Below are 23,289 nucleotides of genomic sequence, written 5' to 3' on the forward strand. Positions count from 1 at the left end.
AGCCCGGCTCCATGTCCACCGCCACACCGACGCGCGCTCCGCACCAGGACGTCCCCAGCGGGCACAAGCCCGGCGACGGCCGGGTGGGCGGCGGCCTCTTCGACCCCAAGCAGCTGCTCAAGTCCTTCCCGGACGCGCTCCGCAAGCTCGACCCGCGGGTGATGGCCAAGTCCCCCGTGATGTTCGTGGTCGAGGCCGGCTCCGTGCTGACCACCCTCTTCGCCTGTATGTCCCCGTCGGACTGGTTCGGCTGGGCGATCGCCGTCTGGCTGTGGCTGACCGTCATCTTCGCCAACCTGGCGGAGGCGGTCGCCGAGGGCCGCGGCAAGGCGCAGGCCGACACCTTGCGCAAGGCCAAGACGGACACCGTGGCGCGGCTGCTGAACGGCGCGGTGGAGGAGCAGGTGCCCGGCACCGAGCTGCGCATCGGCGATCTGGTCGTGTGCGAGGCGGGTGACATCATCCCGGGTGACGGCGATGTGGTCGAAGGTGTCGCGTCCGTCGACGAGTCCGCGATCACCGGCGAATCGGCTCCGGTCATCCGCGAGTCCGGCGGTGACCGCTCCGCGGTGACCGGTGGGACGAAGGTGCTCTCCGACCGCATCGTCATCAAGATCACGACGCGGCCCGGTGAGACCTTCATCGACCGGATGATCAACCTCGTCGAGGGCGCCGCACGACAGAAGACGCCCAACGAGATCGCGCTGAACATCCTGCTCGCGTCGCTCACCATCGTCTTCCTGCTGGCGGTGGTCACCCTCCAGCCGTTCGCGATCTACGCGGGCGCCGAACAGTCCATGATCGTGCTGCTCGCCCTGCTGGTCTGTCTGATCCCGACGACGATCGGCGCACTGCTCTCGGCCATCGGCATCGCCGGTATGGACCGACTGGTGCAGCGCAACGTCCTGGCCATGTCCGGCCGTGCCGTCGAAGCCGCAGGCGATGTATCGACATTGTTGCTCGACAAGACCGGCACCATCACCCTCGGCAACCGTCAGGCCGCCGAGTTCGTGCCCGTACACGGCACCACCGAGGCCGAGGTCGCGGACGCGGCCCAGCTGTCCTCCCTGTCCGACGAGACCCCTGAGGGCCGCTCCATCGTCGTCCTCGCCAAGGAGAAGTACGGACTGCGCGAACTCCCACCCGTCGCCCACCACCACCCTTCAGGGGAAGCGCTTCGCGCCCTTCATCCGGGCGAGCTGGAGCACGCCGAGTGGATCGCCTTCACCGCCCAGACCCGGATGTCGGGTGTGGACGTCGACGGGCGCAAGGTCCGCAAGGGCGCGTCCGGTTCGGTCATCGCCTGGGTCAAGGAGCGCGGCGGCACGGTCGCCGCCGACGCCCAGCAGCTCACCGACGCCATCTCGCAGGCCGGCGGCACCCCGTTGCTGGTCGCCCTGGAGGACGAGAGCGGCCCCCGCGTCCTGGGAGTCATCCACCTCAAGGACGTCGTCAAGGACGGGATGCGCGAACGCTTCGTCGAGCTGCGCAAGATGGGCATCAAGACCGTCATGATCACGGGCGACAACCCGCTGACGGCCAAGGCCATCGCCGACGAGGCGGGCGTGGACGACTTCCTCGCCGAGGCCACGCCCGAGGACAAGATGGCGCTCATCAAGCGCGAACAGGCCGGCGGCAAGCTGGTCGCGATGACCGGCGACGGTACGAACGACGCCCCGGCGCTCGCCCAGGCTGATGTCGGCGTGGCCATGAACACGGGTACGTCGGCCGCCAAGGAAGCCGGCAACATGGTCGACCTCGACTCGAACCCGACCAAGCTCATCGAGATCGTCGAGATCGGCAAGCAACTGCTGATCACCCGGGGCGCACTGACGACCTTCTCCATCGCCAACGACGTCGCGAAGTACTTCGCGATCATCCCGGCGATGTTCGCGGTGGCCTATCCGGGCCTGGACACGCTCAACATCATGCGGCTGTCGAGCCCTAACTCCGCCATCCTCTCGGCGATCATCTTCAACGCACTGATCATCGTCGCGCTGGTACCGCTCGCCCTCAAGGGCGTCCAGTACCGCCCCGTAAGCGCCGACAAGATGCTGCGACGCAACCTGGCGGTCTACGGACTCGGCGGCCTCATCGCCCCCTTCATCGGCATCAAACTCATCGACCTGCTCCTCTCTCTCCTCCCCGGAATCGGGTGACCGCCGTGAACAACTCCGTACGCAACACCGCCCGGTTGATCGGGGCGGGCCTGCGCGCCCTGCTCGTACTGACCGTGGTCTGCGGCGTCCTCTACCCGCTGGTGGTCACCGGGGTGGCGCAGGCGGCGTTCCCCGATCAGGCCAACGGGTCCGAGGTGCGCTCCCACGGCAAGGTCGTCGGCTCATCACTGATCGGCCAGCGCTACGACAAGGGCCAGGACAAGGACGGCGAGCCGGTCCCCGACCTGAGGTACTTCCAGCCGCGCCCCTCGGCGGGACTGGGCAGCAACCAGGCCAACGGCGTCAACACCCGCTACGACCTCCAGGTCTCCGGCGCCTCCAACCTGGGCGCCACCAACACCGACCTCATCAAGGCGGTCAAGGAGCGCAAGCACTGGGTCTCCACCACCTACGGAGTCCCCGAGTCGAAGGTCCCGGCGGACGCCGTCACCTCCTCCGGCTCCGGCCTCGACCCGGACATCTCCCCGGCCTACGCCCAACTACAGACCGCCACGGTCGCCCGGCGGAACCACCTCCCCGCCGGCGCGGTGGAGAAGCTGGTCCGGGAGCACACCGACGGGCGCGACCTCGGGTTCCTGGGGGAGCCGCGGGTGAATGTCCTGGAGCTGAATGTCGGGCTGAGGGAGTTGGTGTTGAGGGCGGGGGAGGACTGAGGAACGGGTGCTTGGCGGGGGTTGGCTGAGTTGGGCGTGCGGCTGAGCCGGCCATTTGGCTGAGCTGACCGGCGTGCTGAGTTGGGCGGTGTGGCGGAGTCGGGTGGTGCGGCTGAACCGGCCGGTGGGGCTGAGTCGGCCGGTGGGGTGCGGCGGTTGGTGTATCGGGGGTGTGTTGACGCGGTGGGACAGGAAGGGCGGCCTTGGGGCGATGTCTCCAAGGCCGCCCGGTCGTTTCCGCGGGAGGTCATGTCAGGCTGAACGGCCGCTGACTGAGGGCGGCGGGGCGACTGGTCGTGGCCGGACTCCGCGGCGTGGGTGGACCCGGGGGCTGAACGGGTCTGAATCGGGTCTGCATCGCGCTGATGCGGCGTTGATCCGAGCCGGCCGGGGGCGTGGGGTGGAGCCGGTCCGAGAGTTATCCACAGGCGTTGCCTGCCGAAGCGCGCGGTACGCATACTGACGTCAGCGGCAGGCAATCCGAGATCTGCGGGGAGGCCACCAAGTCGCCGTCAGGTGGGGGTAGTTGGTGTGGTGGGTCGGTCCCGAGGTGGCAGGTGGGCCGGTGCGGGGAGCGCTACGAGATGGGAGCGGGGGAGCAGCTGATGAGTGGCGGGGGAAGCGCGTCGGGTGAGGGCCGGTGGCGCAGGGGCTGGACTCGGAAGAAGGCGCACGCGGCGCCGGAGGAGGGGATGAGGAAAGGAGCGGCCGTCGCGGATCCGGCGGCGGTAGGGGCCATGGTCGTCGTCGAGGATCTGCACCGCAGCTACGGCACCGGGGCCGGCGCCGTACACGCCCTGCGCGGGGTGTCCTGCAACATCCCGCGGGGCGAACTGGTCGCCCTGCGCGGTCGTTCCGGATCGGGCAAGACAACCCTCCTCAACCTCATCGGCGGTCTGGATACCCCCGACTCGGGGCGGATCACCGTCGACGGCACACCGCTGGCGGACCTCGGCGAGAGTGAGTTGCTGGAGATGCGCCGCGACCGCATAGGTTTTGTCTTCCAGTCGTTCGGGCTCATACCGATACTCAGTGCCGCGGAGAATGTCGGGGTACCGCTGCGGCTGCGGAAGGTCCCGCCGCGTGAGCGTGAGGACCGCGTCGCGCTTCTGCTGTCGCTGGTGGGCCTGGCTGACCACGCCGAGCAGCGGCCCGGCGAACTCTCCGGCGGTCAGCAACAGCGCGTGGCCATCGCCCGTGCACTCGCCAATCGCCCCGCGCTGCTCATAGCCGACGAGCCGACCGGTCAACTGGACGCCGAGACCGGCATGGAGGTGATGGACCTGCTGCGCGCCGTCGTTCGCAGTGAGGGCGTCACGGCGTTGGTGGCCACCCACGACGCAAACCTCCTGGGCTTGGCCGACCGCGTCTTGGAGCTGAGCGATGGAGTGATCACGGAGGCGGGGGTGGAGCGCGAGGCGGGGGTGGGGTGAGGAGGGGGAGGGGAGGGGGAGGGGCCCTTCCCGTACCTCCCCTGCCTCACCAGACGTCGCCGTCGCGCCAGTCGCAGGTGAGGTCGGAGTCGAGGTCGAGTCGGGTGGCTGCGGCCGGCAGGACGTAGATGCAGCCGTCCTCGTCGGCGGTGCGCTGGACGCCGTCCGGGGTGAGTGCCCAGGAGCGGCCGCGCCACCGTTGCCAGCCACGGGCCGCGTAGAAAGTCGCGGCCTCGTCGGAGGCGCCGAGCGCGCCCAGGTCGTAGCCGCTGTGCACCACCCGCTCCAGGGCGTCCATCAGGGCCGCGCCATGGCCACGGCCGCGCCGGTCGGCGCGTACGCCGACGCCCTCCACATAGCCGCAGCGCAGCGCCCGGCCCCCGTGCAGCAGTCGTCGTTGCACGACGCTCGCGTGCCCGATCAGTTCACCGTCCTCGTGGATCAGGGCGTGCAGCCCGCCGAGTGAGTGTTCCCAGTCCTCGGCGGTCATGTCGTCGAAGACGTCGTAGAGGAGGGCGCGGGCCGCCTTGAGGGTGGTGACGTCCAGATCGGCGGTGTGGGCGATGCGTACGTCGGTCATGCGGGGCGTCGTCAGATATGCCTCGGTCATGGTGGCATCGTCGCAGTCGGCCGGTGGCCGGGCGACGGCATTTTTCCGGCCATGGTGCATGCCTTACCACCGGCCGTTCGGTGTCAGTGATGCGTCAGGGAAGGCGCGTTGGGCTGGTGTGTCTCCGCCCCGGCCGGTGTCATGAGGGCATGACCGGGCGCTCTGCGCCGCCGGGCAGCCGTCGGACGGCGGTGCGTGGTGGGCGCCGCCCGGGTCCGGCCCCTCAGCCGGATGTCATGGCGGGCGTCGCGTACCTCTTCGCGCGGCGCCCGCCCGTATGCGGCGGTATGGGGCCGCGCCCCGGCCGAGCCACGGCCGAATCGGTCTGTCGGGCCAATCGGCCGCCGGGTCGACCACACCATCGGCCCCTGCCGGCCATGCCAAAGACCTTCCTGATCGCCGGCCCGCCCTCCCGATCGCTGCCCTCAGACGCACCCGCTCGCAACCCGGACACCGCTACCGCTACCCGACGAGCTACCTCCGTCCACTCGAACGCCCCCGCGCGCCGCGTCACCCCGTCCACCGGTTCGTCACCGCACGATGCGTCGCCCCGTCCACTGGCTCGTCACCGCACGACGCCTTCCCCCCCCGCCCACCGGTTCGTCACCACACGATGCCTCCCCCCGGCCCCCCGGTTCGTCACCGCACGCTGCGCCACCCCACCCACCGAATCGCCGACCTCGCCCACCACCCACCCACCAGACGCGCCCCCCGGACGCCCCACCCCCACTTCCACCCCACCCCCACTCCCCCCACCCCACCCCCCATCAGAGTCCCGTCAAAACCCACCCTCCAGCCCCCAACTGCGCCCTTTGTCCCCATGTTCGGTCGGTAGGGTCGCAGGAGGTTCAGCCCGGTGGGGGCGGCCTTCACGTAAGACAATGGGGCCATGGCACGCGGCAAGCTACGGATCTATCTCGGCGCGGCACCGGGCGTCGGCAAGACGTACGCGATGCTGTCCGAGGCGCACCGGCGTGTGGAGCGGGGGACGGATGCCGTCGTGGCGTTCGTGGAGCACCACGACAGGCGCCGTACGGAGGTCATGCTGCACGGGCTGGAGCAGATCCAGCGCCGGGAGCTGGAGTACCGCGGCACGGTGTTCACCGAAATGGACGTGGACGCGGTGCTGGCGCGGCGGCCGGCCGTGGCGCTGGTCGACGAACTGGCGCACACCAATGTCCCCGGTTCGCGCAACAGCAAGCGCTGGCAGGACGTCGAGGAACTGCTGGAAGCGGGGATCCATGTGATCTCGACGGTGAACATCCAGCATCTGGAGTCGCTCGGTGATGTCGTCGAGTCCATAACGGGTGTGCGGCAGCGCGAGACCGTGCCGGACGAGATCGTCCGCAGGGCCGACCAGATCGAGCTTGTCGACATGTCGCCCCAGGCGATCCGCCGGCGGATGGCGCACGGCAACATCTACCAGCCCGACAAGGTGGACGCGGCCCTGTCGAACTACTTCCGGCCGGGTAACCTCACGGCGCTGCGCGAGCTGGCGCTGCTGTGGGTCGCCGACCGGGTGGACGAGTACCTCCAGGAGTACCGCGCGGAGCATTCGATCCGTTCCACCTGGCAGGCGCGGGAGCGGATCGTGGTCGGGCTGACCGGCGGGCCGGAGGGGCGCACGCTGATCCGTCGTGCGGCCCGGATGGCGGCCAAGGGCTCGGGCAGCGAGGTGCTCGCCGTCTACATAGCGCGCAGCGACGGGCTGACGTCGGCCTCGCCCAAGGAACTCGCCGTCCAGCGCACCCTGGTGGAGGACCTCGGCGGGACGTTCCACCACGTCATCGGCGACGACATACCGAGCGCGCTGCTGGAGTTCGCGCGGGGCGTCAACGCCACCCAGATCGTGCTGGGCTCCAGTCGCCGCAAGGCCTGGCAGTACATCTTCGGTCCGGGGGTGGGCGCGACGGTCGCCCGGGACTCCGGGCCCGATCTCGATGTGCACATCGTCACCCACGACGAGGTGGCCAAGGGCCGGGGGCTGCCGGTGGCACGCGGTGCGCGGCTGGGGCGGGCCCGGATCATCGCCGGCTGGCTCGTCGGCGTCGTCGGCCCGGCACTGCTCTCGCTGCTGCTGACCAGCATCGAGAACGGTCCCGGCCTGGCCAACGACGTCCTGCTCTTCCTCTTCCTGACGGTCGTCGCCGCGCTGCTCGGCGGGCAGCTGCCGGCGCTGGCGTCGGCCGCGGTCGGCTCGCTGCTGCTGAACTTCTACTTCACACCGCCCACCCACACCCTCACGGTCAGCGACCCCCAGAACCTCGTCGCCATCGTGATCTTCTTCGCGGTGGCCGTCTCGGTCGCCTCGGTGGTGGATCTCGCCGCCCGCCGCACCCATCAGGCCGCCAGGCTGCGCGCCGAGTCGGAGATCCTGTCCTTCCTCGCGGGCAGTGTGCTGCGTGGGGAGACGACGCTGGACGCGCTGCTGGAGCGGGTGCGCGAGACCTTCGGGATGGAGACGGTGGCGCTGCTGGAGCGGGCCGGCGATGTCGAGCCGTGGACCTGTGCGGGCCGGGCCGGCAGTGACCACGGCACACCGCTGCTGCGCCCCGAGGACGCCGATGTCGACATGCCCGTGGGCGACCACATGGCGCTGGCGCTGACCGGCCGGGTGCTGCCCGCCGAGGACCGCCGGGTGCTGGCCGCGTTCGCCGCCCAGGCCGCCGTCGTCCTGGACCGGCAGCGGCTGGTGGGCGAGGCGGAGCGGGCCCGGGAGCTGGCCGAGGGCAACCGCATCAGGACGGCGCTGCTGGCCGCCGTCAGCCATGACCTGCGGACCCCGCTGGCGAGCATCAAGGCCTCCGTCACCTCCCTGCGCTCCGACGATGTCGCCTGGTCCCCGGAGGACGAGGCGGAGCTGCTGGCCGGCATCGAGGCGGGCGCCGACCGGCTCGATCATCTCGTTGGCAATCTTCTGGACATGTCCCGGCTCCAGACCGGCACGGTCACCCCGCTGATCAGGGAGATCGACCTCGACGAGGTGGTGCCCATGGCGCTCGGCGGTGTCCCGGAGGGCAGCGTCACCCTCGACATCCCCGAGGAGCTGCCGATCGTCGCCGTCGATCCGGGGCTGCTGGAACGTTCGGTCGCCAATCTCGTCGAGAACGCCGTGAAGTACAGCCCGGACGGGGTGGCGGTGCTGGTCTCGGCCAGTGCGCTCGGTGAGCGGGTGGAGCTGCGTATCGCCGACCGCGGGCCGGGGGTGCCGGACAGCGCCAAGGACCGGATCTTCGAGCCCTTCCAGCGCTACGGCGACGCGCCGCGCGGCGCCGGGGTGGGCCTGGGGCTGGCCGTGGCGCGTGGTTTCGCGGAGGCGATGGGCGGCACGCTCGCCGCCGAGGACACCCCCGGAGGCGGGATGACCATGGTCCTGACCCTCCGGACCGCCCCCGGCCGCCCGCCGGCCCGGCCTGATCTTCCGGCCCAGGCCACGACATGAGCCGTACCGCACGGATCCCCCGCATCCCACACCCGGCGGGCCCGCCCCGCCGGGAGACGACACCACGAGGAGAACGCCAGTGAACCGGGTGCTTGTGGTCGATGACGAGCCGCAGATCGTGCGCGCCCTCGTGATCAACCTGAAGGCGCGCAAGTACGAGGTCGACGCCGCCCCCGACGGGGCCACCGCCCTCAAACTCGCCGCCGCCCGCCACCCCGATGTCATCGTCCTCGACCTCGGTCTGCCCGATATGGACGGCGTCGAGGTCATCAAGGGGCTGCGGGGCTGGACGCGGGTGCCGATCCTGGTGCTCTCCGCCCGGCAGACCTCCGACGAGAAGGTGGAGGCGCTGGACGCCGGCGCGGACGACTACGTCACCAAGCCGTTCGGCATGGACGAGCTGCTGGCCCGGCTGCGGGCGGCGGTGCGCCGGGCCGAGCCGACCGGTCCGGCCGATGACGAGGTGATCGTGGAGACGGAAGGTTTCTCCGTCGATCTCGCCGCGAAGAAGGTCAACCGCGGCGGCCGGGACATCCGGCTGACCCCCACCGAGTGGCATCTGCTGGAGGTCCTGGTCCGCAACGCGGGCCGGCTGGTCAGCCAGAAACAGCTGCTCCAGGAGGTCTGGGGGCCCTCGTACGGCACCGAGACCAACTACCTGCGGGTGTACATGGCCCAGCTCCGCCGCAAGCTGGAGAGCGACCCCTCGCATCCGATGCACTTCATCACGGAGCCGGGGATGGGCTACCGCTTCGAGCAGTAGCGCCCCGGCGGCCGGAAGCGGCTTTGTGCGGTGGGTACGAACCGCGCGTGCGGGCCGTGATCCCGGTACCCGGCCACCGGTACGCTGGGGCCATGAGTGCTGGGACCCGACCCGAGAAGCCGGCAGGCCGTTTCCGCCGGCTGCTCGACAGGCTGTCCTCCTCCGAGGAGGAGTTGCAGTCCGCCGAGCTGCAACAGGACGCGCAGGACGCGGGATGTACCCGTATCTGCGACTGCGACGACCGGCAGATAGTGAAGGTCACCGGCACCCTGCGGCATGTCACGCTGCGCCCGCGCGCCGGTGTGCCCGCGCTGGAGGCGGAGCTGTTCGACGGCTCCGCGGCGCTGGACGTGGTGTGGCTCGGCCGCCGCTCCATCGCCGGGATAGAGCCGGGCCGCAAGCTCATCGCCTCGGGCCGGGTCTCCCTGAGCCACGGACGCCGGGTGCTCTTCAATCCGAAGTACGAACTCCGACCGCTCGGACAGGAGTAGCCGGTGACGTCTCACGACCGACCGACCACTGACGCGCATGCCGATACGGACCCCTCCGCAGGCCCCTCACCCGCCTCGCCCGACCCGGGCACCGAAGGAGCCGCCGACGGCAGGCAGGTGACCGAGGCGGCGCTGTTCGAGGCGTTCGGCGGGGTCCGCGGCATGGTGGAGACCGTGGCGCCCGGCCTGCTGTTCGTCACGATCTTCACGATCAACAAGGACCTGCACCTCTCGGCGATCGCCGCGCTGGCCGTCTCGCTGGTGCTGGCGGCCGCCCGCCTGGTCCGCAGGGACACCCTCAAGCACGCCTTCAGCGGCGTCTTCGGGGTGGCCTTCGGCGTGGTCTTCGCGATGATGACCGGCAACGCCAAGGACTTCTACCTGCCGGGCATGCTCTACACCCTCGGGCTGGCCCTCGCCTACATGATCACCACGCTCGCGGGCGTCCCGCTGATCGGGCTGATCCTGGGCCCGGTGTTCAAGGAGAACCTCTCCTGGCGCACCCGCAACCCGGGCCGGAAGAAGGCGTACGCGAAGGCCAGCTGGGCCTGGGGGCTGATCCTGCTCGCCAAGTGCGCGATCCTCTTCCCGCTGTATTGGTGGGCGGACACCACCCAGCTCGGCTGGGTGCTGATCGCGCTGAAGATCCCGCCGTTCCTGCTGGCGGTCTATCTCACCTGGGTCTTCCTGGCGAAGGCGCCCCCGCCGATCGATGTCTTCGCGGAGATGGAGGCGAAGGAGAAGGCCGAGGAGGAGGCCGAGGAGCGGCGCCGCGCCGAGCGCGAGACGCTGGACCGGGTCGCCGACGACCTCAGCAGGGACCTCGTGCAGGAGATCGTGGCCGAGCCGCAGTCCGACCGGCCGCAGGGCGGCCGCCACCGCCGCTGACGCGACACGGAAACGCCGGGGCCCGGGAACCGCTTGGTTCCCGGGCCCCGGCGTTTCCGGCCTCCGCCGGGCGCTACGCGTCCTCGCGCCGCACCGACAGCAGGTCCTCCAGCTGCTCCTCGCGCGACTGCGCCGCCACGAACAGCAGCTCGTCGCCGGCCTCCAGCGCGTCCTCCTTGTTGGGCGTGAGCACCCGCGTCCCGCGGATGATCGTGACCAGGGAGGTGTCCTCGGGCCAGGCGACATCGCCGACCCGGGTACCGGCCAGCGCGGCCTCCGGGGGCAGCGTCAGCTCGACGAGGTTGGCGTCACCGTGGCTGAAGCGCAGCAGCCGTACGAGATCGCCGACGCTCACCGCCTCCTCGACCAGGGCCGACATCAGACGCGGTGTGGAGACCGCGACATCGACGCCCCAGGACTCGTTGAACAGCCACTCGTTCTTCGGGTTGTTGACCCGCGCGACCACCCGCGGCACGCCGTACTCGGTCTTGGCGAGCAGCGAGACGACCAGATTGACCTTGTCGTCGCCGGTCGCCGCGATCACGACATTGCAGCGCTGGAGCGCCGCCTCGTCGAGCGAGGTGATCTCGCAGGCGTCGGCCAGCAGCCACTCCGCCAGCGGCACCCGCTCGACCGAGATGGCGGTCGGCGCCTTGTCGATGAGCAGGATCTCGTGCCCGTTTTCCAGGAGCTCGCCCGCGATGGAACGACCCACCGCGCCCGCGCCCGCAATGGCGACTCTCATGCGTGCGCCCCCTCAGGACCCGTGGCGAATGCCGCTTCGACCTTCTCGACCTCGTCGGTGCGCATCATCACGTGCACCAGATCGCCTTCCTGCAGCACCGTCTGCGAGGTCGGCAGCATCGCCTCGCCCAGTCGGGTGAGGAAAGCGACGCGGACGCCGGTCTCCTCCTGGAGGGTGCTGATCTTGTGCCCCACCCAGGAGGCCGCGGTGTGCACCTCGGCGAGCTGGACGCCGCCGCTCGGGTCGCGCCACAGCGGCTCGGCGCCCGACGGCAGCAGCCGGCGCAGCATCTGGTCGGCCGTCCAGCGGACGGTCGCGACGGTGGGGATGCCCAGCCGCTGGTAGACCTCGGCGCGGCGCGGGTCGTAAATACGGGCCGCGACATTCTCGACACCGAACATCTCCCGGGCCACCCGGGCGGCGATGATGTTCGAGTTGTCACCGCTGGAGACGGCCGCGAAGGCGCCCGCCTCCTCGATGCCGGCCTCCCGCAGGGTGTCCTGGTCGAAGCCGACGCCGGTCACCCGGCGGCCGCCGAAGGACGAGCCCAGGCGGCGGAACGCGGTCGGGTCCTGGTCGACCACCGCGATGGTGTGACCCTGGCTCTCCAGGGTCTGCGCGAGCGCGGAGCCCACCCGCCCGCACCCCATGATGACGATGTGCATGCTGATTACCCCGTGCCCTGTACTAGCGCGCTGACCTGCACAAACACCCTGCTCACTACTTTCTTCTCCCAGTACCGGCGACACGAAGCCACGGCTCGCGACAGACCGGGTGCGGCAGCGGGAGCGCCGGGCGCACCGTGGTCCGGTACAACCGTAGCCGTAATGGCGCTTCCGGTAGGGGGCGCGGTGGGCCGCGGTCTCCAGCGGATCCGCACCGCCGGTGCCGCGCCTCCCGTGCCGGGCTGCGTCGCGCCGGGCCCGTAAGGCACGCTACGAGGTGTGCCCAACCTGCCTCTCCAGCCCCAACAGGGCTCCTACACCTCGCACATGGTGGTCTGCGGCGACGATGCGCTGGCTCATCGACTGGCTGCCGAGCTCCGGGACGTCTACGGCGAACGGGTGACGCTCGTCGTCCCCTCCGCCCGGGAACCGCACCGCCCCCGTATTCCGCCACCGGCGGGTGCGCTGGGCCGGGCCGGCGCGCTGCTGGGCCGGGTGTCGGCGGCGATGGTGCGTCCCTCGCCGCTGTCGTCCGAGGCGGCCGGGGACGGGGCGGAGCCACCGGAGGAGACGCCGTTACGGATCCTGGAGGCGGCGCAGCCGGACGACGCGGCGCTGACCGACGCCGGTATCGCCGGGGCGGGCGCGCTGGCCCTGGTCTACGACGACGATGAGCTCAACATCCATGCCGCGCTGCGCGCCCGCCGGCTCAATCCCCGCCTGCGGCTGGTCATCCGGCTCTACAACCGCAAACTCGGCCAGCATCTGGAGGAGTTGCTCGACCAGGCAGCGGCGGTCGCCGCGCCGGTCGCCGAGGACACCGGGGACGCGGTGGGCGAGGGCGCGACCACGACCGTGCTGTCCGACGCCGACACCGTGGCCCCCGCGCTGGCGGGCGCCGCGGTCGCCGGTACCAGCAGGGTCATCGAGGCGGACGGGCTGCTGCTGCGGGCCGTGGAGCGTACGCCGGTGCCACCCGGCCGACCCGGCGAGCCCGGACTGTGCACCCTGGCCCTGCTGTCCGCGTCCGCCAACGACCCGGCGGACGCGACCGGTTCGGCGGCCGGCGACGAGGGGCCCGTCCTCCTGCCGGACGATGCCGCGACCGCGGCCGCCACCGGCTGCGGCACCGTTGTCCTGGAGACCGTCTCCTATACGGGCCGGCCCATACGGCGCCGATGGCTGCGTGGCCGGGGCGCGCCGCTCGCGTCCCTGTTCTCCCGGCGGCTGCGCTGGTCCCTGGCGGGGGTCATCGGCGCGGTGCTGGCGCTGGCCGTCGCGTCCTCGCTGACCATGGGCGAGGACCCGGTGCACGCGGTCTACCTCTCGCTGCTGGACCTGTTCGCGATCAACGACCCGGCCGTCAACGAGCCGGCACCCCGCAAGGTGATCCAGCTGCTGTCCGGGCTGACCGGGCTGTTGCTGCTGCCGGTGCTGGTCGCGGCGGCGTTCGAGGGGCTCGGCACCTTCCGCAGCGCCTCGGCGCTGCGCCGTCCGCCGCGCGGGCTGTCGGGCCATGTGGTGCTGCTGGGCCTCGGCAAGGTCGGCACCCGGGTACTGGCGCGGCTGCACGAGATGGGCACCCCCGTGGTGTGCATCGAGGGCGACCCGGAGGCCAGGGGCATCGCCCTGGCTCGCCGGCTGCGGGTACCGACCGTCCTGGGGGACGTCACCCAGGAAGGCGTCCTGGAAGCCGCGATGATCGAGCGGGCGGCCACCCTGCTCGCCCTGACCAGCGAGGACACCACGAATCTGGAGGCCTGCCTCTATGCCCGCTCGGTCAGCCCCCGGCTGCGGGTGACGCTGCGGCTGTTCGACGACCGGTTCGCCACCGCCGTCTACCGCACCCTGCGCGCCGCGCATCCAGGGGCGCTGACCCGCAGCCGGAGCGTCACCTACCTGGCCGCGCCCGCCTTCGCCGGCGCGATGATGGGGCGCCAGATCCTCGGGGCCATTCCGGTCGAGCGCCGGGTGCTGCTGATCGCCCGGTTCGAGGTACGGGGCCATGCCGCGCTGGAGGGCCGTACGGTCGCCGAGGTGCTGCGGACGGGGCGGCTGCGGGTGCTGGCGGTCGACACCTCCGCCCCCGACGAACCGGAGCCGGACGCCGCGGCCGCCGCCGCCACGCCCCCGCCGGCCGAGGAGCGCACGCCGGCGCAGCTGGTGCAGGAGCTCGGCGACGACTATGTCCTGCGGCCGCAGGACCGGGTGCTGCTGGTCGCCACCCGGCAGGGGCTGGGCGAACTGCACGCCCGCAACCGGCAGCCGGCGGCGGCCCGCAGAGCAGGGGCCGCCAGGGGTGACCGCGAGGGGGCGGGCGACCGCGCACCGTAGGGCGGGCGACCGGGCACCGTAGTACGGCTACGGTGCCGGGCCCCGCCGTACGGGACCGTGGCGCCGACCGGGGCCATGGCGCCGACCGCCGACCGCCGACCGCCGACCGCCGACCGCCCCGCTGCCCCGCCTGTGCGGCCCGCCCTGCCCCGCCTCCGGCCCGCCCCGCTCCGTCCCGCCTCCCCACCGTGACCCCACCATCGCGCCCCGTGACCGCGATGCCGTCCCGTGACGAATGCCACGAAGGTGTCCTGAACGGGGCCGTGACGTGCACAGGACGTGCGGATCCTGTGGAGGCGGGGCCCTGATGCGCCCCCTCAGCAGGCCGGATGCGCCTCGGCCGCCCCGCTGTGCTCCTCCGAGGCGCAGAGCGTGCGGGGAGCGGGTGGGCGCGGACCTTGACGAAGGCTTAGCATCCTCTGCGTGTCCAAACTGACCGACGTGCCCAAACGGATCTTGATCGGGCGCGCACTGCGCAGCGACAAGCTCGGGGAAACCCTGCTTCCCAAGCGCATCGCACTCCCCGTCTTCGCCTCCGACCCGCTGTCCTCCGTGGCCTACGCGCCGGGCGAGGTGCTGCTCGTCCTGTCCGTCGCGGGTGTGTCTGCGTACAGCTTCAGCCCCTGGATCGCGGTCGCGGTCGTGGTGCTGATGTTCACCGTCGTCGCGTCATACCGGCAGAACGTGCACGCCTACCCGAGCGGTGGCGGCGACTACGAGGTCGCCAACACCAACCTCGGCCCCAAGGCCGGTCTCACCGTCGCCAGCGCGCTGCTCGTCGACTATGTGCTGACCGTCGCGGTCTCCATCTCCTCCGGAGTGGAGAACCTGGGCTCCGCGATCCCGTTCGTGGTCGAGCACAAGACCCTGTGCGCGATCGCCATCATCGTGCTGCTGACGCTGATGAACCTGCGCGGCGTCAAGGAGTCGGGCAAGCTCTTCGCGATCCCGACCTACGTCTTCGTGGCCGGCGTCTTCATCATGATCGCCTGGGGTGTGATCCGCGGCGTCGTCATGGGCGACACCATGAAGGCCCCCACCGCTGACTACAGCATCCACGCCGAACAGGGCGGCCTGGCCGGCTTCGCCCTGATCTTCCTGATGCTGCGTGCCTTCTCCTCCGGCTGTGCCGCGCTCACCGGCGTCGAGGCGATCTCCAACGGTGTGCCGGCCTTCCGCAAGCCGAAGTCCAAGAACGCCGCGACCACCCTGGCCCTGATGGGCGGCCTGGCCGTCACCATGTTCTGCGGCATCATCGGCCTGGCCATGGCCACCGACGTCAGGATGGCCGAGAACCCGGCCACCGACCTGCTCCTCAACGGCAAGCCGCTCGGTTCCGGCTACACCCAGAACCCGGTCATCTCGCAGGTGGCCGAGGCGGTCTTCGGCAAGGGCAGCCTCCTGTTCGTCGTGCTCGCCGCGGCCACCGCCCTGGTCCTGTTCCTGGCCGCCAACACCGCCTACAACGGCTTCCCGCTGCTCGGCTCGATCCTCGCCCAGGACCGCTATCTGCCGCGCCAGCTGCACACCCGCGGTGACCGGCTGGCGTTCTCCAACGGCATCGTCCTGCTGGCCGGCGCCGCCGCGATCCTCGTCTACCTCTACGGCGCGGACTCCACCCGGCTCATCCAGCTCTACATCGTCGGCGTCTTCGTCTCCTTCACGCTCAGCCAGATCGGCATGGTCCGGCACTGGAACCGCCATCTGGTCACCGAGAAGGACCCGGCCAAGCGCCGCCGTATGCACCGCTCGCGCGCCATCAACGCCTTCGGCGGCTTCTTCACCGGCCTGGTGCTGGTGGTCGTCCTCCTGACCAAGTTCACCCACGGCGCCTGGGTCGCGCTGCTCGGCATGGTCATCTTCTTCGTGACGATGTCCGCGATCCGCCGCCACTACGACCGGGTCGCCGACGAGATCGCCGCCGAGGACACCCCCGACGACGATGTAGTCCGCCCCTCCCGGGTGCACTCCCTCGTCCTGGTCTCCAAGGTGCACAAGCCCACCCTGCGCGCCCTGAACTACGCCAAGCTGATGCGCTCCGACAGCCTCGAAGCGGTCAGCGTGGACGTGGACCAGGCCGACACCAGGGCCCTGCGGGAGGAGTGGGAACGCCGCGGCATCGAGGTGCCGCTGAAGGTCCTGGCCTCCCCGTACCGCGAGATCACCCGGCCGATCATCGACTACGTCAAGTCGCTGCGCCGCCAGAGCCCGCGCGACGCCGTCTCCGTCTACATCCCCGAATACGTCGTCGGCCACTGGTACGAGCACCTGCTCCACAACCAGTCCGCCCTGCGCCTCAAGGGACGCCTGCTCTTCACCCCCGGCGTCATGGTCACCTCGGTGCCCTGGCAGCTGGACTCCTCGGAGGCCGCCAAGCTGCGCGCCCGCAAGCGCGCGGAGTGGAACGCTCCGGGTGCGGTCCGCCGCGGCCCGGTCGCCCAGCCGAAGAAGGAGAAGGCGGCCACCAAGAAGTAGCGCGGGCTTTCCGCCGTGCCCCGGTGGCGGCCGTCCGCGCACGGGCCGGGGCACGGCCCACGGGACGTAGACTTGACGGCTGGCCTCCCTCCGGAGGCCGGCCCCCGTCCCCGCTCACACCCACCTCAGGAGCCCTCCCGCCATGCAGGCAGAACCCAAGAAGTCGCTGGTCGGCGAGGAGTACGAGGTCGAGGTCGGCCCGGTCGCCCACGGCGGTCACTGCATCGCCCGCACCGACGAGGGCCAGGTCCTCTTCGTACGGCACGCGCTGCCCGGCGAGCGCGTCATCGCCCGCGTCACCGACGGCGAGGAGGGCGCCCGCTTCCTGCGCACCGACGCCGTCTCGATCCTGGAGCCCTCCAAGGACCGGGTCGAGGCCCCCTGCCCCTTCTCCGGCCCCGGCCGCTGCGGCGGCTGCGACTGGCAGCACGCCGCCCCCGGCGCCCAGCGCCGCCTGAAGTCCGCGGTGATCGCCGAACAGCTCCAGCGCCTGGCCGGACTCTCCCCCGAGGACGCCGGCTGGGACGGCACCGTCGAGCCCGCCCCGGGCGACAAGGTCGCCAAGGGCGAGGTCCCCGCCTGGCGCACCCGTGTCCAGTACGCCGTCGACGCCGACGGCCACGCCGGGCTCCGCAAGCACCGCTCCCACGACATCGAGCCGGTCACCCACTGCATGATCGCCGCCCCGGGAGTCTCCGAACTCGGCATCGAGAAGCGCGAGTGGCCGCAGATCGCCACCGTCGAGGCGATCGCCGCCACCGGCTCCCATGACCGCCAGGTCATCCTCACCCCCCGCCCCGGCGGCCGCCTCCCCATCGTCGAACTCGACAAGCCGGTCTCGGTCATGCGGGTGGGCGAGAAGGACGGCGGCGTGCACCGCGTCCACGGCCGCCCCTTCGTCCGCGAACGCGCCGCCGACCGCACCTGGCGGGTCGGCAACGGCGGCTTCTGGCAGGTCCACCCGAAGGCCGCCGACCTCCTGGTCGAGGCCGTCATGCGGGGCCTGATGCCCAAGAAGGGCGATATGGCCCTCGACCTGTACTGCGGCGTCGGCCTCTTCGCCGGTGCCCTCGCCGAACGCGTCGGCGACAAGGGCGCGGTCCTCGGCATCGAATCCGGCAAGCGCGCCGTCGAGGACGCCCGCCACAACCTCCAGGACCTCGACCGCGTCCGCATCGAACACGGCAAGGTCGACCAGATCCTGCCCCGCACCGGCATCACCGACGTCGACCTCATCGTCCTCGACCCACCCCGCGCCGGCGCCGGCAAAAACACCGTCACCCACCTCGCCTCCCTCACCCCCCGCCGCATCGCCTACGTGGCCTGCGACCCGGCAGCCCTGGCCCGCGACCTCAAGTACTTCGCAGAGGCGGGCTATGCGCCGCGCCGGATGCGGGCGTTTGATCTGTTTCCGATGACGCATCATGTGGAGTGCGTGGTGATCCTGGAGAAGGCGAACAAGGGCGCCTGAGCTCCCCGCATCTCGTGAGCTGAGGCCGTCGGCTACGGCGTTCGGGGCCGTCCGTGCGCGGCCGTCGCCGCATCATCCGCCCCGGACGTGCTGTGGGCCGGCCGGAGCATTTGGCCGGCTGCGAGCGCGCGGTAAGAGGGGCTGGTGGTCAGCAGTTCCTCGTGGGCGCCGGAGGCGACGGTGCGGCCTTCTTCCAGCACGATGATGCGGTCGGCGTGCCGGACGGTGGAGAGGCGGTGCGCGATCACCAGAAGGGCGCATTCCTGGGCGGCTTCCTTCATGAGCGTGGTGAGGGCGGTCTCGTTGATGGCGTCGAGGTGGGAGGTCGGTTCGTCGAGGAGGAGGAGTGCGGGCCGGGCGAGGAGGGCGCGGGCCAGGGCGACCCGTTGCCGTTCGCCGGCCGACAGGGTGTTGCCGCGTTCACCGAGTACGCCGGACAGACCGCCGGGCAGCCGTCGGACCACCCCGTCGAGCCGGGCGAGTTCGACGACCCGCCGGACCTCGGCGTCACTGGCGCCGGGTGCCGCGTAGGTGATGTTGTCCCGGAGCGAGCCGTGGACGACATGGGTGTTCTGGTCGACGACGGCGAGGCGTGCCCGGCATGCGGCGCGGCTCAGCTCGGCTGCGGGACGACCGTCGAACAGCAGCGTTCCGGAGTCCGGTTCGTGGAAGCGCGCCACCAGCGCGAAGATCGTGCTCTTGCCCGCGCCCGACCGTCCGACGAGGGCGACCTGCCCGCGGTGGGGGACGGTGAACGAGACACCGTTCAGCACCGGCCGGTCCGGGACGTATCCGAAACGGACGTCGCGTAGGGCCAGGGCCGGTGCCTCGCCCCTCACCGTCCGCTCCACCCGCCGGGGCGCCACACGGACGACGCACACGCCTGGCCCGGTCCGCTCCCCGGGCCTCACGGATTCCACGGGATCAACCGCCTTTGCGGGCTCCACGGGCTCCACGGCCTCCGCGTGCCCCACGGCCTCCGCGGGCTTCACGGCCTCCGCGGGCTCAACGGTCTCCGCGGACTCAACCGCCTCCGCATGCCCCACGACCTCCTCCGGCTCCGCCGGCAGCGCCAGCGCCTGGGCGATCCGCTGGTAGGCGCCCATGCCGCGCTGCATCAGCCCGACCGCCCGGAACACCGACGACAACGGCAGCACCAGGTAGGAGGCGTACAGCAGAAATGCGACCAGATCGCCGAGGGAGTTGGCGTGTCCGTTGACCCGCAGCCCGCCGATGACCAGGACGAGCAGGAAGGAGCCCTGGACGGCGAGTTCGACGGCGGGGCTCATTACCGAGGCGAGTTTCGCGGTCCGTACGCCGGCGTCGTACGCCGCGTCGACCCGCTTGCCGATACGCGTCGCCTCGCGGTCCTCGGCGCGGTGCACCCGGACCATCGGCAAGGCGCCGAGCGCGCGTTCCAGTTCGGCAGCGAGGGCGCCGACGGAGCCCTGCATGTGTGCGGAGGCGGCCCGGATGCCTTTGAGCAGTGAGGCCACGACCGCGGCGGCGGTGGCCACGGTCAGGGCGACCAGAAGCAGCAGCAGCGGGTCGATCCACGCCATCAGGACGACCGCCCCGGCAGCGGCGAGGGCGCCGGTCACCAGGTCGACCAGTGCCTGGGACACGACGTCCCTGAGCAGGGTGGTGTCCGTGGTCACGCGGGAGATCAGGTCGCCGGTGCGGTGCCGGTGGTACTGGTCCATTTCCAGCCGCAGCAGGCGCGCGATGAGGCCGTGGCGCAGTCCCCGTACGACGCCTTCACCCATGCGTTCCAGGACGAAGCGTCCCACCGCGCCGGTCGCCGCCTCGGTGACGAACAGCGTGGCCAGGAGCGCGAGCAGCGGCCAGAAGGTCCGTCCGTGTCCGCTGGCGTCGACGATGTTCCTGGCGAGGAGCGGCTGGGCCAGGCCGAGGGCGGAGCCGATCAGGGTGAGCACGGTGGCGACGACGACGGAGGCCCGGTGCCCGGTGGTGAGCCGGTACATGGTGGCGACCGCACCCCATGTCGAACGGTCCGGTGTCTCCGTGGTGGACGCGGTCATCGGGTGGGCCGGCTGACCGGTGCCACGGCGATGAGCCGGGTGAAGTAGTCGTCCGGCACCCCTTCGTCCACCGGGCGGGCATCGACCTCGATCCAGGCGTGCGCCGTGAAGGGAGGCACGACCCGCACCCCGGTGCACCAGGTCGGCCAGCTGCCGCGCAGCCGGCACAGCAGCGCGGCCCCCAGGGAGCGGGGCAGGCAGCCGCGCGGCCCGGCGCAGCGCAGGCTGACCGCGCACATCGCGTCCCGGGCAGCCTTGGCCTGGCCGGTGGAGGCGGGTGCGGCTCCTCGGCGTACGAGGCCGAGTACGGCACGGATGCGGTGCGGGGGCAGGAAGGACAGTGCGAGGGCGGGGAGGAGGACGAGTCGGGCGGCCAGCCGCCGGGCGAGGGGGACTCCGGTGGGCCGCTCCAGTGCACTCGGTGTCGTCATGCGGCCAGCCCCGACGCGCGCAGCTCCTCGACCAGGGCCGCGACGTCCTGCTCGGCGCGCGTGCGGTCGATGGCGAACTCGGCGAGGAGCGCGTCGGCCGCCGCTGTTTCGTCGCCGCCCGCCAGCAGGGTGGTGACGATCAGGCCGGCGGTGGGGTTCAACTCCCAGTACTGTCCGCTGCGTTCGTCCAGCAGGACCGTGCCGTAGTCGGTCGCGGCCGTGGAGATCTTGTCACCGAACCGCAATGCCATATGCGTACCTTTCGTATCGGGGCGTATAGGGGGTGGATGGGGCGCGGATAGGGGTCGGCAGCGAGGCGCCTAGGGGGAAGTGCCTAGGGGGCCGTGCGGGCCCTGTCCTGCGCGGGGCGGGAGAGGCTGCGCAGCCACACTTCGCCGGCGATGGTCGAGTAGAGGATCGCGTCGCGCAGCCCGGGGGTGGCGGGCCGCTGGGCCAGCCGGCGCAGAGCCTCGCCGTCCACCAGGCCGAACCGTTCCAGCCGTGAGTCCTCCCAGAGCGCCAGCAGGTCACCGCGGTGCTCGCGCAGCCCGTTGGACGCGTCCATGGACGCCGCGGCCTTGTTGGTACGCCCCAGACAGGACTCCGGCACGATGCCGCGCATGGCCGTGGTGAGAAGAGGCTTGTACCGCCAGGGCGTCACGCGCTCGCTCGGGCGGACCGCCAGGCATGCCTCGATCACCCGGTCGTCGAAGAACGGCGACGCCATCGGCACCCCGGCCCTGGCCGCCATCCGGTCCCACTGCCGGATGATGCGCGTACAGGAGCGGATCTGCTCCAGGTCGGTGTGCAGGCCCCGGTCCGGATGCAGCGGTACGGCGGTCGCGGCCGCCGCCCGAAGCGCCCGCCCGGCCAGCCGTTCGGCCTCGGGAGTGACCCAGTCGAACAGCCGCGGTGCCATGCCCCAGCCCAGACCGCTGCTGACGGACGCGGGCCGCGGACCGCGCAGGTCGCGACCGGCGTCCGCCAGCCATGTCCCGTACGGCCGGGAGTCGGCCAGCGCCCGGGCCATACCGCCGAGCGGCCACTGCCACAGCGCCCGGAACCCACGAAGCTGCCGCACGGCGAACAACGGGCGCCTGCGCAGCAGGCGGTGGTAATACGCCTCGGAGCACCACGCCACATGGTCACCGCCGATACCGGTCAGATGCAGCCGGCTGCCCCGTTGGGCCAGGCCCGGCAGGTGGTGCAGCACCCGTGAGCGGTCCATGACGCCGATGGTCGGCTCGTCCAGCAGGTCGTCGATGCCGAGGAGGTCGTCGTAGACGAGGGGTGAATCGTCGGCGTTCCACACCACATGCTCGATCTGCGGCAGGCGCTCGGCGGCCTGCGAGGCCCAGTACAGGTCGGTGTCCGCGGGATCGCGCCCCGGCCAGGTACTGGCCACCACCTTGGCGGGCGACCGAGCGGCCAGGAAGGTGATGGAGGTGGAGTCCAGCCCGCCGGACAGATCGCAACTGACCACACCGCCCTGCCGCGTACGGGCATCGACGGCTTCGGTGAGTGCGTCCCGGACGAGGGGGGCGCCGTCGGCGAGCGACCGGGTCGGCTCCGGCGGCGTCCACCAGCGCGAGTGCCGTACGGACCGCCCGTCCGCCGCGACGATCAGCGCGTCCTGCGGGGGCACGGCGGTGACCTCCCGCCACAACGGTGCTTCGAGCAACGGGTGGGGAACCGGCCACAGCAGCCTGACCGCGACTTGTTCCTCGTCCGGTTCGGCTCCGAGCGCGTCGGCGAGCACATCGGCGCTGGTGGCCGCCACCCGCACGCCGTCGACGAGCGCATGGAACACCAGCCGCAGGCCGGACGCGGTGCCCTGCACCCGGAGCTGCCCGTCATGTGCGGCCACAAGATGGAAGCTGCCGGGCAGGCTGCGCGCCCAGGCATCGAGTTCGGAGAGATCCCTCAACCGGCCGATCCGGCGCTCCAGTTCGGCGGAGTCGACCGGACAGCAGCCGAAGAGGGCGAGGGCGTCCGTGCCGGCGCGAGCGGTCACGAGGTCCTCGTCGTGCCAGTGGCCCACCAGCCAGGGACGGCCGGAGGCGTACGTCAGGGTGCGGGTTTGCGGGCGGGCGAAGCAGTGGGCCACGGCGGCCGCGTCCGCACGGTCGGGAAAGACCGCGAAGTGCGCGTCGCCGGGGCCCCTGCCCGCACCTGGGTGCGTTTCAGTCATGGCTTCGGATCAGCGAGCCGTCGACCCTCAGTTCTTGCTCAGGACCAGCCGGTCGTTCCCGGAGCTGTTCAGGAGCCCGGTCTTCTTCCGGAACGAACCCAGTCGGACGAGCGTCGGCGCTTCGTAAGCCTTCTTCATCGCTGTCTCCTTCGATGCGGATTACGCCACCCCTCCCCAGCCCGGCCACGAGCCGGCCGTCCGGCTCATGAACAGCTGTGCCCGGATTCATCGGAAACCCGGAACAGGAGCTGCGGCGCGCCACCGAAGCTAGTTGCAGCCCCGCAGCCCCTCGCAACAGAAGAACCACAAATAGGTTTGTATGAATTAGCGTGCGACTCGTGATCGAAATGGCTCGATAGATGCGTACCACTGAATCGCCAACCACCGGGCCTGCGTTCCGGCTCCGCTCAGAAAAAACCTTTGGACCTGTGCAGACTTGGCGGCCGTCTCACCCGGCGCACGGGGGCGCAGGAAC

General features: G+C 71.3%; 18 protein-coding genes. 10 read left to right on the forward strand and 8 right to left on the reverse strand.

The window, feature by feature from the left end; translation table 11 throughout:
• Positions 1-11: 11 nt before the first annotated feature.
• From kdpB to ACZ4XD_RS11420, 3 genes are all read left to right on the forward strand, one after another.
• Positions 12-2,159, forward strand: coding sequence for a potassium-transporting ATPase subunit KdpB (kdpB, locus tag ACZ4XD_RS11410; RefSeq protein ID WP_468040725.1), 2,148 nt, complete (start codon positions 12-14; stop codon positions 2,157-2,159).
• A 5-nt stretch (positions 2,160-2,164) separates the two neighbouring features.
• The gene (gene kdpC, locus ACZ4XD_RS11415; protein ID WP_468040675.1) at positions 2,165-2,833 is read left to right on the forward strand and encodes a potassium-transporting ATPase subunit KdpC; all 669 of its coding nucleotides are present in this window, start codon (positions 2,165-2,167) and stop codon (positions 2,831-2,833) included.
• Between the two features lie 692 nt (positions 2,834-3,525).
• Positions 3,526-4,266: an ABC transporter ATP-binding protein gene (locus ACZ4XD_RS11420; RefSeq protein WP_468040677.1), complete on the forward strand. Its 741-nt coding sequence runs from the start codon at positions 3,526-3,528 to the stop codon at positions 4,264-4,266.
• A gap of 46 nt (positions 4,267-4,312) precedes the next feature.
• On the opposite strand, the gene ACZ4XD_RS11425 is transcribed toward ACZ4XD_RS11420, so the two are convergent.
• Positions 4,313-4,876 carry a GNAT family N-acetyltransferase gene (locus ACZ4XD_RS11425; RefSeq protein WP_468040679.1) on the reverse strand — a complete coding sequence of 188 codons (564 nt, stop codon included), beginning with the start codon at positions 4,874-4,876 and terminating at the stop codon, positions 4,313-4,315.
• Between the two features lie 889 nt (positions 4,877-5,765).
• Here ACZ4XD_RS11425 and ACZ4XD_RS11430 point away from each other — a divergent pair.
• The 4 genes from ACZ4XD_RS11430 (at position 5,766) to ACZ4XD_RS11445 (ending at position 10,460) form a co-directional block, all read left to right on the forward strand.
• Entirely contained in the window at positions 5,766-8,318 is a 2,553-nt protein-coding gene (locus tag ACZ4XD_RS11430; RefSeq protein WP_468040681.1) for a DUF4118 domain-containing protein, read from the forward strand.
• Positions 8,319-8,397: 79 nt separating this feature from the next.
• Positions 8,398-9,081 carry a response regulator gene (locus ACZ4XD_RS11435; protein ID WP_468040684.1) on the forward strand — a complete coding sequence of 228 codons (684 nt, stop codon included), beginning with the start codon at positions 8,398-8,400 and terminating at the stop codon, positions 9,079-9,081.
• Between the two features lie 92 nt (positions 9,082-9,173).
• Positions 9,174-9,572 carry an OB-fold nucleic acid binding domain-containing protein gene (locus ACZ4XD_RS11440; protein ID WP_085928285.1) on the forward strand — a complete coding sequence of 133 codons (399 nt, stop codon included), beginning with the start codon at positions 9,174-9,176 and terminating at the stop codon, positions 9,570-9,572.
• A gap of 3 nt (positions 9,573-9,575) precedes the next feature.
• A complete protein-coding gene (locus ACZ4XD_RS11445) occupies positions 9,576-10,460 on the forward strand; it encodes a DUF3159 domain-containing protein (protein WP_468040686.1) in 885 nt (294 codons plus the stop codon).
• Positions 10,461-10,533: 73 nt separating this feature from the next.
• On the opposite strand, the gene ACZ4XD_RS11450 is transcribed toward ACZ4XD_RS11445, so the two are convergent.
• Complete coding sequence (locus ACZ4XD_RS11450; protein WP_042159733.1) at positions 10,534-11,205, reverse strand: potassium channel family protein; 672 nt, start codon at positions 11,203-11,205, stop codon at positions 10,534-10,536.
• Entirely contained in the window at positions 11,202-11,870 is a 669-nt protein-coding gene (locus tag ACZ4XD_RS11455; RefSeq protein WP_018093582.1) for a potassium channel family protein, read from the reverse strand. The genes ACZ4XD_RS11450 and ACZ4XD_RS11455 overlap by 4 nt, the downstream gene beginning before the upstream one ends.
• A 327-nt stretch (positions 11,871-12,197) precedes the next feature.
• On the opposite strand from ACZ4XD_RS11455, the gene ACZ4XD_RS11460 reads away from it, so the two are divergent.
• From ACZ4XD_RS11460 to ACZ4XD_RS11470, 3 genes are all read left to right on the forward strand, one after another.
• A complete protein-coding gene (locus ACZ4XD_RS11460) occupies positions 12,198-14,204 on the forward strand; it encodes an NAD-binding protein (protein ID WP_468040728.1) in 2,007 nt (668 codons plus the stop codon).
• A gap of 423 nt (positions 14,205-14,627) precedes the next feature.
• On the forward strand, positions 14,628-16,679 hold the full coding sequence (locus ACZ4XD_RS11465; protein WP_468040689.1) for an APC family permease: 2,052 nt from the start codon (positions 14,628-14,630) through the stop codon (positions 16,677-16,679).
• A 142-nt stretch (positions 16,680-16,821) separates the two neighbouring features.
• Positions 16,822-18,150 carry a class I SAM-dependent RNA methyltransferase gene (locus tag ACZ4XD_RS11470; RefSeq protein WP_468040691.1) on the forward strand — a complete coding sequence of 443 codons (1,329 nt, stop codon included), beginning with the start codon at positions 16,822-16,824 and terminating at the stop codon, positions 18,148-18,150.
• A gap of 32 nt (positions 18,151-18,182) precedes the next feature.
• On the opposite strand, the gene ACZ4XD_RS11475 is transcribed toward ACZ4XD_RS11470, so the two are convergent.
• The 5 genes from ACZ4XD_RS11475 to ACZ4XD_RS11495 form a co-directional block, all read right to left on the reverse strand.
• Positions 18,183-20,192, reverse strand: a complete 2,010-nt coding sequence (locus ACZ4XD_RS11475) for an ABC transporter ATP-binding protein (protein WP_468040693.1) — start codon at positions 20,190-20,192, stop codon at positions 18,183-18,185.
• Positions 20,189-20,623: a lasso peptide biosynthesis B2 protein gene (locus ACZ4XD_RS11480; protein WP_468040696.1), complete on the reverse strand. Its 435-nt coding sequence runs from the start codon at positions 20,621-20,623 to the stop codon at positions 20,189-20,191. The genes ACZ4XD_RS11475 and ACZ4XD_RS11480 overlap by 4 nt, the downstream gene beginning before the upstream one ends.
• The gene (locus tag ACZ4XD_RS11485) at positions 20,620-20,874 is read right to left on the reverse strand and encodes a lasso peptide biosynthesis PqqD family chaperone (RefSeq protein WP_468040698.1); all 255 of its coding nucleotides are present in this window, start codon (positions 20,872-20,874) and stop codon (positions 20,620-20,622) included. Before ACZ4XD_RS11485 ends, ACZ4XD_RS11480 begins: the two co-directional genes overlap by 4 nt.
• An 83-nt stretch (positions 20,875-20,957) precedes the next feature.
• Complete coding sequence (locus ACZ4XD_RS11490) at positions 20,958-22,814, reverse strand: lasso peptide isopeptide bond-forming cyclase (RefSeq protein WP_468040701.1); 1,857 nt, start codon at positions 22,812-22,814, stop codon at positions 20,958-20,960.
• A 27-nt stretch (positions 22,815-22,841) separates the two neighbouring features.
• Positions 22,842-22,952, reverse strand: coding sequence for a keywimysin-related RiPP (locus tag ACZ4XD_RS11495; protein ID WP_107070770.1), 111 nt, complete (start codon positions 22,950-22,952; stop codon positions 22,842-22,844).
• Positions 22,953-23,289: the final 337 nt, after the last annotated feature.

The sequence above is a fragment of the Streptomyces sp. NPDC029466 genome (assembly GCF_055574515.1).